The 12,787-nt window shown below is 65.3% G+C and carries 6 protein-coding genes; 2 read left to right on the top strand and 4 right to left on the bottom strand.

All coding sequences use genetic code 11. The features are described from left to right. Positions 1–114: 114 nt before the first annotated feature. Complete coding sequence (locus tag JX292_RS06790; RefSeq protein ID WP_204862877.1) at positions 115–1,338, bottom strand: YlbL family protein; 1,224 nt, start codon at positions 1,336–1,338, stop codon at positions 115–117. A 212-nt stretch (positions 1,339–1,550) separates the two neighbouring features. On the opposite strand from JX292_RS06790, the gene JX292_RS06785 reads away from it, so the two are divergent. Further along, positions 1,551–3,014, top strand: a complete 1,464-nt coding sequence (locus JX292_RS06785; protein WP_204862875.1) for a zinc-dependent metalloprotease — start codon at positions 1,551–1,553, stop codon at positions 3,012–3,014. 145 nt (positions 3,015–3,159) lie between these two features. On the opposite strand, the gene JX292_RS06780 is transcribed toward JX292_RS06785, so the two are convergent. Further along, a complete protein-coding gene (locus JX292_RS06780) occupies positions 3,160–3,792 on the bottom strand; it encodes a M48 metallopeptidase family protein (RefSeq protein WP_204862871.1) in 633 nt (210 codons plus the stop codon). After that, positions 3,776–5,725 (bottom strand): ATP-dependent helicase, encoded by a 1,950-nt coding sequence (locus JX292_RS06775; protein WP_239653680.1) that lies wholly within the window; start codon positions 5,723–5,725, stop codon positions 3,776–3,778. Before JX292_RS06775 ends, JX292_RS06780 begins: the two co-directional genes overlap by 17 nt. Positions 5,726–6,145: 420 nt before the next feature. Here JX292_RS06775 and JX292_RS06770 point away from each other — a divergent pair, with 420 nt between their 5' ends. Further along, entirely contained in the window at positions 6,146–7,159 is a 1,014-nt protein-coding gene (locus JX292_RS06770; RefSeq protein WP_204862870.1) for a phosphotransferase, read from the top strand. A gap of 989 nt (positions 7,160–8,148) precedes the next feature. Here JX292_RS06770 and JX292_RS06765 read toward each other — a convergent pair. After that, positions 8,149–12,732: an ATP-dependent helicase gene (locus tag JX292_RS06765; RefSeq protein WP_204862867.1), complete on the bottom strand. Its 4,584-nt coding sequence runs from the start codon at positions 12,730–12,732 to the stop codon at positions 8,149–8,151. Positions 12,733–12,787: the final 55 nt, after the last annotated feature.

The following is a 12,787-nucleotide window of genomic DNA, read 5'->3' as shown; positions in this document are numbered from 1 at the left end:
CACACACGCAACCGGTCGCTGGACGGCAACCGGGCACATCAAAGGCCCCGACTCAAGTGAGCCGGGGCCTAAAGCCTCCCGAGAGGAAGCACCCACGTTCGTTAGGGTTGAGTATTAGGATCCGCAACGCGGTAGTGAATCATCAGGAGTACCAGATTTAATGGCGTTCACGACCTGTACCGCCTCATCCAGCGTCGACACCGGAATCACCACCATCGTGCCACTCACCTGACCGGCATGATAGTAGTTGAGCATCGACGGGTCCTGCTCCTGCATCTTCAGGACCGAATCGCAATTCTCCTTGGGGGCCAGGAAATAGCGCGCACCGTAGCGGCCCGTTGCCAAAATCTTGTACTTAATGCCGCCAATCGCACCCACCTTACCGTTCGCATCAATCGTGCCGGTACCCGACACATAGCTACGGTACGGGTCGCCGCCGGCATCCTCATCAGCCAGCAGGCTACCCTCGCTCAGCTTATCCAGCGTTCCGAGGGCCAGCATCAGGCCCGCGCTCGGGCCGCCCACACCGTCCAGGTTGTACTGTACCTGCGCCGGCAGGTCATAACTCTGCTTCAGGCTGATGCCCACGACCCAGCGGTCACCCTCAGCCGAACGCACCGGGTTCAGCGTCACCGAACGCTGCTGACCGTCACGCTCAACCGTCACCTGAATCGGCGAACCATTCGAAGCGTTCACCGCCTGCGATACGTCCTTGAGAGTAGTAATCTGCTTATCCCCCACCTTCAGGAGGCGGTCGCCGCTCTCCAGCACACCCACCGCGGGCGAACCCTCCACGGTCGTGTTCACCAGAACCTTCTCAGTCACCTGCATCTTCAGGTACCGCATGGCCGCAACCTTCGCCTGTGTCTGCGAATCGGCCATCTGCGCACCGGTCTCGGCCGTGGCCGTCTCATGGCTCACGTGCGGGTACAGGGCATCGGTGGGCACCACAAGGCTACGGTTACCGTCAAAAGCCAGCCACCCGTAAAAAGCCTCCGCACCGGACAGCTCCGTGTACGGGCCACCCGACACCGACACCGTGGTCATGTTGAGCTTGCCGTACGTCTTATACGTGGGAGCGCCCGACACCTCAATCACCGGACGATCCTGATAGGTGCCAAGCACATCAAAAAGCGGGCCGGGCCCTTCCTTCACATACGAGCTGGGCAGAACAAACGCACCGGCCAGCAACGCGCAGGTCGCCACGGCACTCACGGAACGCAGGGTGAGGCGACGTTCGTGGCTACGCAATCCACGCTTACGGCGACGGGCCGAGAACTCGCCAGAAGCCTTCGCTGAAGACTTCTCAGATTCGGACTGTGAAGTGGGCTTAGTCATAGCTTCTAGACTACCGGATGAACGCCCTCATCAACATACCTTGTCTAGGTCAATCCCGCGGCCCGGGTTAAACCGAGGGAAGATTCGCTTGTGAGCCCTCAGCTGATTAAGGCGTATCCAAGGTGCCAGCGCGGGAAATTTACAGCAAAAATCGGTAGGCTGGACAGCGAGCGGGCCGGCTGTGCCCACCTTCGGATTAGGAAAGGTTTCAGATGTCTGATCACCACCACGGCGATGCCTCCAACGAGCGTGACCCCCTCGAAGAATTCCTGAAGAAGATGCAGGAGCAGGGCTTCGACCCCGCCGCAGGGGCAACCAACCAGGGCGGCAAGGGTACCTCCTCTCACGCACAGAATCCCTTCGGCGCGCTCTTCGGTGAGGGCGGGCAGAATCCCTTCGGCATTAACATCGATCCCGAAGACCTCAAAAATATGGGTATCAGCTTTGACCCCACCATGCTACAGGGCATGTTTTCGCAGGTGCAGGCCATGTTTGCCGGCGCCTCTGACGAGTCCAGCCCCAGCGGTGTGAACTGGACCACCGTCAAGAACCAGACCCGCCAGATGCTCGCCTCCATGGGCGAAGACCCGGCGGTTCCCGAAAACCTGAAGCGTGCCGTCGAAGACGCCGCCAACCTGGCCGACCTGTGGCTGGATGCGGTCACCTCCATCGAGCGCCACAACCTGCCCGTGCAGGCCTGGTCCAAGGCCGAATGGGTTGAGCAGTCCTTCGACTCCTGGCGCGAAATGGTCGAACCCGTCGCCGCCGAAGTCACCCACGCCATGGTCATGCCCGGCCCAACAGATGAGCTGCCCGAAGAAATCGCCGCCATCTTCAACAGCGGGTTCCTGAACAATATCGGTTCCATGATCTTTGGCGCGCAAATGGCCCAGGCCCTCGCGAAGCTCGCCGGTGAGGTGTACTCCTCCACCGACGTGGGTTTCCCCCTCGCCCCCGGCCACTCCGCACTACTGCCCAACGGCTACCAGCAGCTCGCGGACGACATCGAGGTGCCACCTCAGGAGGTTCTGCTCTACCTGGCCGTTCGCGAGGCCGCGCTGATTCGCCTGCACAAGGCCAACCCCTGGCTGCGCGAAGACCTGGTTCAGCTCGTGGCCCGCTTTGCCCGCGGTATTCGCGTAGACATGAACCGTATGCAGGACGCCGCCTCCCAGGTGGACATGAGCAACCCCGAGGCCGTCCAGGAAGCCTTTGAAGGCGGCATGTTCAGCCCCCAGCGCACCGAGGACCAGGAGCTGGCCGTCCAGCGCCTCGAGGGTCTGCTGGCCCTCATCGAGGGATGGGTGTCCGTCGTAACCGAAGACGCTACCCGCAATCTGCCCAAGGCGCCGCAGCTGACCGAAATCATGGCCCGCCGCCGCATCGACGGTGGCCCCAGCGAGCAGGTTTTCGAGAACCTGGTTGGCCTGCAGCTGCGCCCGCGCCTAGTGCGTGAGGCCCAGCAGTTCTGGCGCTGGTACGAAAGCACCCACGGTATCGAGGCTCGCGACGGCCTCTGGGACACCCCGGAGACTCTGCCCACTCCCGCCGAGCTGGAAGACTTCACCGCCTACGACGCGCGCATGAACGAAATCAGCCTGGACGACGTGGACTTCGAATCCGAGCTGCAGAAGCTGCTGGACGGCGGCTTCGGCGAGGCTCCCGAAGAGAAGTAACCGCGGGGACTACCCCGGTAGACCGGCAAAATAATACTGAAACCTCGAGCGGGGGTGGCTTGTGAACGCACAAGCCACCCCCGCTCGAGTATTTCCGGCTGGTTCTGCCGGTTTGTTTTTTGCTTATTAGTTTTCGGAAAAAGCCCTAGCCGGCGCTGTTTTCGCCGCGCTCGCCGCGCGAGCCTTCGGCCCGCGAGCGCCCCATCGCGTACCCGTCCAGGAAGGCGCGGGCACGCTCCAGCTGCGGGTAGCGGGCCTCCAGAGTACGGAACGCCGCCGAATGATTCGGCTGTAGCAGGTGGCAAAGCTCGTGGTGAATCACCGAATCCAGCACATACTCCGGCACGCCCTGCAGCTCCGAGGAGATGCGGATCTGCGCGGTGGCGTAGGTCGCCGAGCCCCAGCGCTGACGCTGGTTGCTCACCCAGCGAATCGAGAGCCGTTTGAACTGTTCGGTGCCCTCCAGCTCCGGCAGGTAGGCGTGCACCAGCAGGCTGGCCCGCTCGTGCAGGTACTCGTCGGTGACATTCAGCTGCGCGGCGCGCTCACGGCGGGCGGCGCGACGCTGAATACGCGGCAGCAGGCGAGCAATATGCTCGTCTATCTCCTCGCTCGTGCTCGCGGCGGGAATGAGCAGGCGGTACGCGGGGTAGCCGTGCTCGTCCACGCCGTCGCGCTGCATGCTGATGGTGCGGGTGCGGCGGGCCGAGCGGACCAGCTCAATCTGCGGGCGATCCGCCGTGGCCGGCAGAATCTCTCGTTTAAAACGCTGAGCCATAGTCCTCTCCCTTCTGGTGACGGCCCTGCGAGCGGTTCCCGTACGAGTGGTTCCCGCGCGCGCCGCGGGCCGCTCCTCCGTAGCCGCTCGAGTAGCCGTTTGCGGCGGGGCGGCGGCGCTTGGCCGGGTCAATGTCGTCCAGGAAACGCGAGCGCTTACGCTGACCTCTGCCGCCCACGGTGCGGGTCATGGTCCAGGTCAGCCACAGGTACTTGCGGGCGCGTGTGATGCCCACGTACAGCAGGCGGCGCTCCTCGTCCACCTCATCCGGGGTGGTCGCGAAGGTAATGGGCATGAGGCCCTCGTTGAGGCCGCACAGGAACACGGCATCCCACTCCAGGCCCTTGGCCGCGTGCAGGGAGGCGAGGGTTACGCCGTTCATCTGCGGGGCCTCGTTGAACTCGCTACGGTGGTTCAGGGTCGCCACGACCTCGTGCATGGTCAGCGGCAGCGGCTCGGGCACACCAGGGCGCGGGTTGGCGCGGTGCTCCTTCAGCTGCTCCTGACGGTTCTGCGCCATCATGTCGACCATGTGCACGAGTGCGGCGAGGGATTCCCACTTCTGGCGGGTGGCGCCTCCCGAGAGGGGGCCCTCCTCCTTGTAGCCGAGGCCGCCGAGCACGTCGCGGGTGTAGCGGGTGACGTCCTCGGTGCCGTCGGTGGACTTGGCTGAGCCGCGCAGGGCGAGCATGGCCTGCTTGACCTCGGGGCGTTCGAAGAAGCGCTCCGCGCCGCGCAGCTGGTACGGGATGTGGGCGGCGGACAGTGCCGACTCAATCGCCGCCGATTGGGCGTTCGTGCGGAAGAGCACCGCAATCTCGGCGGGGGCCACCCCCTCCTTGTCGATGAGGTCGCGGATATCCTCGGCGATGCCGGCGGCTTCCTGCTCGTCATCCGCGTAGCCGAACCACTCCACGTCCACGCCGGGGCCGCGCTGAGACATCAGTTCCAGCGGCGGCGCCCAGGAGTGCGGGCTCGAATCGGGGTGCGGGCGGCGGGCGGCCAACAGGCGGTTCGCGAGCTCCACCACCTGCGAGTGGGAGCGGTAGTCGCGGGTCAGTTTAACCGTGTGCGCCCCGCGGTAGCGTCGCGGGAACTCCAGCAGGTAGCGGCTGGTCGCGCCGGTGAAGGAATAAATCGTCTGGGAGGCATCGCCCACCACGCAGATGTCGTCGCGGCCGCCAAGCCACACATCCAGCAGGCGCTGCTGTAGCGGGGAGACGTCCTGGTACTCGTCCACCACGAAGTGCCGGTACTGTTGGCGCACGGTCGTGGCGAGCTTCTCGTCCTCCTCGAGCATGGCGATGGTCAGCAGTAGCACGTCCTCGAAGTCGATGAGGTTACGTTCGTCCTTGAGGTCTTCGTAGGCTTGGAAGATGCGTTGCATGTTCTGCGGGGTAATCGCCGAGGGTAGCTGCTTCTCGCTCAGGCGTTGCATGAGGGTGTCGGGGGTGAGTAGCTGAACCTTCGCCCACTCGATGACGGACGCCAAATCACGCAGCAGGGAACGGTCGGTGCTGATGCGCAGACGGTTCGCGGCCTCCGTGATGAGCGCCGCCTTGTTCTGCACGATGGAGGGGAAGGTGCCACCCACGACCTGCGGCCAGAAGTAGGTGAGCTGGCGTAGCGCCGCCGAGTGGAAGGTGCGCGCTTGCACGCCGAACGCGCCGAGCCGCTGAAGGCGGGTGCGCATCTCTTCGGCCGCGCGCAGGGTGAAGGTCAGGGCAAGCACTCGTGGGCCCTGGTAGCGCCCGATTGCGATGCCGTAGGCGATGCGGTGCGTGATCGCGCGGGTCTTGCCGGTGCCGGCGCCGGCCAGCACGCGCATGGGTCCGTCGAGCTCGGTGGCGACCGCACGCTGGTCGGGGTCGAGGCCCGCGAGGATGTCGTCAGCGGAGAGTGCGTGCTGCGGCTGCGGGGGTAGTGCGGTCATCGTTCTCCATCGGGGCTCGGCGCGGACTGTTGGATTCGTGCTGATTCTGTGGGCGGGCCGTACGGGATGTACGGTGCGGGGCTGGGAAGGTCGGCGCCGCTATTGCCCGGTCTTCCATTGTATTCCCTGCCGGGTATCTGGCCGCCCCGGGCGATGGCCCGTTCACCGCAAGCGCTCCCGTTCGCCGCGGGGAACCGCCCTCGGCGCACCGCCCGCGAGGAACTGTAGAGACCCGCAGGGAATCCGCGGCAGCGGCTACTCGCGGACGACCACGCGCGGGCGACCAAATGCGTGGTGATGCGCTCCCCGGGGGTTCCGCACGCCGGCGGCCCGCGCATCGCCCAAAACTTTCTTCACTAGTCAGCATAAACATACGGTGAAAGGTCCGGGGTGCACATGATGGTTTGGTAACCTTAACCCGTGACTTTATCTCCCCTTCAGCTTGCAGCCATCGTCTCTGCCGGAGTGCCCGGAATCTACCCCGTCGGCGCCGAAGCGGTCCGCGAAGATAGCGGCGACTTCGACTCGGCCATCATTGCCGACTCGGCCGGTCGCCGCTGGCGTGTGCGCGCCCCGCGCCGCCCCGATGCCAGCATGCAGCTGGAGGCCGAGCACCTCATCCTGCAATCCTTCAGCCCCGGCCTGCGCGCCCACCTGCCCTTCGCTGTGCCCACGGTGGCCGGTATCGTGCCGTATGCCGGCGGCAACGTGTTCGTGTACACGCACATCCCCGGCTCCGTCTACGACGTAGACCAGCTCGCCGAGCTGAGCCGCCGCGAGGTCGCGCAGGGGCGCACCTCCCTGGCCGCAATCATCGCCAAGGATATTGCCACCCTGCACGTGATGCCCGAGGACATCATCTACGAGGCCGACCTGCCTTCTTACTCTTCGGAGCAGATTCGTCGCCGCAAAATTGCCGAGCTCGAGCGCGCCGCCGCCACCGGCAAAGTGCCCGCCGACCTGCTCGCGCACTGGCAGGCGGTCCTCTCCCCCGGCCCCATGTGGCAGTTCCGCCCGCGCGTGGTGCACGGCGATATGGGAGCCGAGAACCTGGTGCTGGAAGTGACCCCCTCCCAGGCGCGCATCGTCGAGGTGACAGGCTGGTCCGACGTGCACGTGGGCGACCCCGCGCAGGACTTCGCGTGGCTGTACTCATGCGAAGATATCGCCTTCACCGACGAGGCCGTGGAGGTGTACCGTCAGCAGATGCCGCAGCTACCCGACGCGTACCTGGCGCAGCGCGCGAACTTCTATGCCGAGTTCGCAATTGCCCAGTGGCTCACCCACACGGTCGAGACCGATGATAAGGACGGTGCAACCCACGCGGTGTCGATGCTCCTGGACATTCAGGATGATTTGCGTTCTTCGGGCGAACTGCTCGGTCAGGAGGACACTCCTCCGCTCATGAGCGGCCCGCAGGACCAGGAGAGCTAGGTCCGTTATTGGGCGACCGTTACTGAGCGACCCATTATTAGGCAACGGATGCATGAGCCACCAGCGGGCGACACCGAGCCGATATACCACCTGAGTTTTTAAGATTTATGGCCCCCGGGAGACTGCCTCGTGCAGACCCCGGGGGCCATAAACGTACTAATGGAGCGCTTTTCCGAAGGATTTAAGACGTTCCCGCCACATTTTTTTAGAGTATTTTCCGACACATTTTGAGCACCGGTTCTGCATCGATGTGCACGAAAAACTGCAATTAAGAGTGAGAGTTGAAGGTGTGATTTATGCACGGAACACACTTCTTCATGCAGAGTTTGACCATAAAATCCCACATAATCCAAATACTCAGATTGCGAGACCACACGGCCTCAATTTAACCTTGAAAGATGCTCAAAAACGTGCATTTTAGCGCAAAAAATTTACGCATAGACTTTTTTACCAAGTCCTGGAATACTTTTCCTGTGCCCTTCCACAGAGAATGAGCACAGCCCCCAAAAGCGTCCTGACCAGCGCCGATACCGTGGCAGCGGTATTGAGGGGGAACGATTGGACGGGGACCGTGACCGGTCATGTCACACCCCGAGCCGGATTCATGCACCGCGCAACCAATCACCGATGGCAGAATTCTATAGAGGTACTTTCGAGGTTGTGTTTGAGAGTAAAGACGCACGCGAACCCCCCGGACCCCAGACAGCGTGAGTGAGGTCGCTACGGCGGCAGTTGTCTGCGGATGAGCCGAGCGTGCAAGGGCACGAGGTACCTTTATAGTTCTTCAGCGGCTGAGAACGCCTCCCCACCCTAATGCAGTAGAGCGGAGAGGCGTTTTCTGCTATCCAGCTTCTGCTATCCGAGAGTGAGCACAAGCCCGAGCCAACCCCGCGAAGGGGGCGGCTCGGGCTTTGTCGCATCCGCATAGGCTATTGGCGGCGCGCTATTGACGCGGAGAGATTTACGCCGGGCTGGTGGCGGCAGAGTACCTAACCCTCACCCGCGCGGGCCTTGCGAATCACCGCGGCCAGCTGCGCCTCCGATGGCAGGCCGCCGCGAATCTGCTCGTCCCACACTTCCTCTACGCGCTTGCCGCCCAGGTAAACGAACACCGTGCTAATGCGCTCCGGGTCAACCCCCATGATGCGGGAGAACGCGATGCGGTACAGGCCCAGCTGGAAGCGGCGCGCCTGCATGTCCGCGGCCTTCGGGCGGCGGCCGGTCTTCCAGTCCACCAGAATCCAGCGTTCGCCGTCCCCGTCCTCGGTGCGGAACACGGCGTCGATGCGGCCGCGCAGGCTCACGCCCTCCACATGGGTCTCAACCGGGTACTCCACGGCCCAGATGCGTTCCTTCCATTCGGGAGAGCCCCACTCGCTCGCCGCGAAGCGCTCCCAGAGCGAGCGTACGGAGGAATCCTGCTCGCTCTCTTCGGCGAAGGACAGCTCGTCGAAGAGGGCATCCTGCGGAATGTCCTCGGCAGATTCGAGGTACTCGGGGTGTTCCTCCCCCGACGCTTCCTCCGCCGCTGTTTCTCCCGCTACCTCCACCGCGCCGGGCAGGGACACGCCCAGCGTATCCTCGGCCTCCGGGGCCTCCAATGGATCGGCGCTCGGTACCACCCCGAAGTAATCTTCGATGAGGGCGTGCCCCTCCGTGCCGATGGTCGCCGCACGCGAGGGACGCTGCGGCACCGGGCGCAACAGCTCGTGCACCGTGCCCTGCGGATCCTCGCTCAGGCGAATGAACGTGGAAGCCGAGAGGTGGCCGGGCAGTTGCTCAGCCAGCACAGGCTCGGTGTGCTCGGCCAGGCGCATGAGCAAATCAGCCTCGCGCTCCCAATCCTGGGCGCGACGGCGCAGGGCCTCGGGAACGGCCTCGGTGGGCTCTGCAGCGGCGAGATCAGCGCCGGCGGCAAGCTGCGCCTCCAGCTCGGCGACCGCGGTTTCAACGGCCAAGGCGGCACGTTCCACCGCCTCGCGGCGGCTCGTGGAGTTAATGGCAATCTCGCGGTTCAGCTCCTCGTGGCGTCCGTGGCGCAGAATCGCCTCGGTGCCCTCGTTCAGGTCCTCCTCGGAGCGCCAGCGCCAAATCACGGGGCGTTCCAGCGGGTCGAAGGGCCACATGGCGGTCAGCACCGCACCCAGGTGCGGGTTTATGCTCTCGTAGGTGTGCGCGCTGAAGCAGCCGCCCGTCTCGATGGGCAGGGCCCCGGCCATCACGGGTGAATAGCCGGGCCGAGGGGGCCGGGAGGCGCGCTCCTCCTCCTCGGCGGCCAGCTCGGCCAACCACTCGGGCACAGGCAGATCCAGGCGCTCGCAATTCTCCTGTACAGTGCGCACACGCATCGGCAACGGCGAGAGCTGCACCTCGCGCATCAGGGCGGGAATCATCGCCCCCGCCAGGGCCCAGGCGTATGTGTCCTCGCCCGCCTCGTCGGGGTCGGGCAGGCCCTCGGGGCTCAGCACCGTGCCCTGCGCCAGGGTCACCGGTTCCTTGAGGCGATAGCCCGTGCCGGCGATGAATTCGACCCAGGGGGTCACGTTGTCAGTCGGCTTCTTCTTGCCGTCATCCGAGGGGTCAGACACGACGAAGACCAGGCCCATGCCGACCAGCTGCGGGGCGGTCCAGGGGAACGCCACCGTGTCCTCGGCGTACCGCTGGTAGCTTTCGGCCAGGGTCCACAGCAGTTCCATCCAGAAGGGCTGGACCGGCTGCGGGGTCTTCGCGGTGCTCTTCCAGCGGAAGGCACTCACAGCCAGCAGGTTGCGGGCACGGGTCATCGCCACGTACATGAGGCGGCGGTCCTCCATGCCGGCGTGCTCGCCGGCGTCCCCCTTGTGTTCCTCCAGGTATTCCTCGAGCTCCTTGGCTTCCTCGAACTCCGCGATTTCGTCGAGGCGCTCCAGGATTGAGGGCAGGTACTCGCTATCGCCGCGCAGGGGCCAGGGCAGGGCCACGTTGGCCGTGATCTGCCAGAGGTTCGGGGTCTGCGCGCCGCCAACGGTGCCGCACAGGCCCGGCAGGAAAACGCGGTCCCATTCCAGGCCCTTGGAGGCGTGCATCGTCATTAGCTGAACGGCGTTCGGATCTGGGTCGATGGAGCCCAGCTCCAGGCCCTTCTCCTCGTCGTCCGCGCGTTCCAGCCAGGCGAGGAAGCCCATCACGTAGCTCACGCCGCCCGAGGAGAGCATAAAGCGGCGAGCGCCCGGCTCCCCCTCCTCCGCGCTCACGCCGTCGGTGCCCGCGTAAATCATGGCGTTGATGCGCGGGGCCGACATTCCGTAGGCGGCGGCCACCTCGTGGAAGGCATCCAGGTTTGCGCGCGCCACCAGCGGGTCGGTGCCCGGGCGGACCGCCAGCTCGATGTCCAGGAGCATCGTGCGTTCAATCTCATAGAGCAGGTTGCCCAGGTCGTCGCTCAGGCCCGCGCGGAGCACGCGCATCTGCTCGGCGAAGGCGCGCAGGCGCTCCAAGGCCGTCGGGGAGAAGCGGCGGCCGCGGTAGTGTTCGCCGTAGAGGGGTTCGCCGTCCGGGCCGTCCTGCGGCAGGTTCTCGACCGCCTCGATGAGCGAGACGTACCCCGAGGAGTCATCCACCGCGCCCTTGAGCACCTCGTCCAGCTGTTCCTGGGCGGCGCGCAGATGCTCGGCGGTCAGGCGGCCGCGGGCACCTCGGCTGATGCCCTCGGAAGCGCCGTCCTCTGCTTCCTCTGCTTCCTCGAGCAGGCGCAGGGCCATCTGCTCCCGCAGGGCCCGCTCACGCTCTCGAACCAGCGATTGCGCCCAATCCCCCAGCGCCAGCAGGTCGGCACCGCCCAAACGCCAGCGGGCGCCCGTGAGCAGGCGGGCCAGCGCATCCGAACGGTTCGGGTCAGCCAGCACGCGCAGCGCCGAAACCAGATCGACGACCTCCGGCTGAGAGAGCAGGCCGCCCAGGCCCACCTGCTGCACCGGAATGTTCAGGCGCTCGCACTCCTCGCGAATCGTGTCCAGCTGGCCGTGGGAGCGGGCCAGCACGGCGACCTCGGGCATCTTCAGGCATGGACGCACCGAGCCGTCGCCGCCGCGGTGTGCCGCATAGGCCCGTTCGTACTCGCGCACGGCCTCGGCGCGCATCCCGGCAATCCGCTCGGCGATGCCCGCGGCCTCCGCGCGATCGGAGTCGTAGTAGGTCATCTCCACGCGACCGGTCATCCCGGAGGCGGCCTCCTCGAAGGCGGGCGTGCCTTCCTCCCCGGCCAGAACGCAACGCGGGCGCAGGTCGGGCACCTGATCGGCACTGATATCGCCGCGCACCGCACGCACCCACTCGGGAACGTCCTTGAGCTTTTCGGCCACGTGGTTCGCAGCGTTCAGAATTGAGATGTCGTTACGCCACGCCACGGACAGGAAGAGCGGCTGCGCGTGCGGGGTCGGGAAGTGACGGTAGAAGCTGAACATCTGGCCGTCGGAGGCGCCGCGGAAGCCGTAAATCGACTGTTTCGGGTCGCCCACCGCCATCACGGGGTGCGCGGGAATACCGGCCGCCTCATCGGCCCCGTAAATCGAGGAGAATAGGCGCATCTGCGCGTGGGAGGTGTCCTGGAACTCATCCAGCAGAACCACCTTGAAGCGGGCGCGCTCCCCCTCGCGAATCGCGGGGTCGCCCTCGGCGATGCGCGCGGCCAGGCGCATGAGGTCGCCGAAGTCCAGCACCTGCATGCGCGCCTTCACGCGGGCGTAGCTCTGCGCCATCTGCGCGTACACCCGGCGGTTACGCAGGAGTCGCTGAACCTTCTGGATGTCTCGTTCTTTCTTGACGGGGCGGCGAGAATCGGGCACCGCGGCGTAGGCGGCCAGCTGCTCGGTGCAGAAGTCGATGACCTCCTGCGGCTCGCGCAGGTGCTCGGCGCACTCGTCAGAAAGCTGTAGCAGCTGGTTAATCATGGTGGCCGCTGAGAGGGGTACACCGCCCTGATCCTGCGGCAGCTCACCCTCCCAGTACTGCACAATCTGCGCGGCCAGCTGCCATTTTTGCGCGTCGCCGAGCATCTGCGCGTCCTGCTCCACGCCCAGGCGCAGGCCATACTCCTTGACGAGGTTGTTCGCGTAGGAGTGATAGGTCAGCACGGTCGGGTCCGCGATGCCCTCGCGCAGCTCCTCCTCGGTCGGTTCGAGGCGGCGGCTACGGCGCAGGGTGTTCAGGCCGGCGCGCATGCGGTTGCGTAGCTCGGTCGCAGCCTTGCGGGTGAAGGTCACGCCGAGCACTTCCTCGGGGCGCACGAAGCCGTTGTCGACCAGCCAGATTACGCGGTCGACCATGGTTGCGGTCTTACCCGAACCGGCGCCGGCGATGACGAGGGTCGGGGCGGGGCCGGCCTCAATCATGCGGATCTGTTCGGGTGTGGGCTTCTTGCCGTCGGGGCCGTTGAGCATCGCGGCGATGTCGAGGGCGCTACGGTAGCCGCCCGCGGGGGTTGCTCCTGCGGGCAGGTCGGCCAGGAGCGTGCCGTCGGCGAATTGCCAGGTGTTGCGCTCGCACCACTGGGCGGGGGTGAGCGACTGCCCGGAGGCGGTGGTGGGGTTGATCATGGGTCCTCATCTTTCGTCGTTGAGGGTGAGTGAATGGTTCGTGTCGTACCGGTGC

Source organism: Rothia mucilaginosa (assembly GCF_901875305.1).
GTDB lineage: Bacteria > Actinomycetota > Actinomycetes > Actinomycetales > Micrococcaceae > Rothia.
Note: the sequence above shows the minus strand (reverse complement) of the source record. Positions and strands in the feature narration are given on the sequence as shown.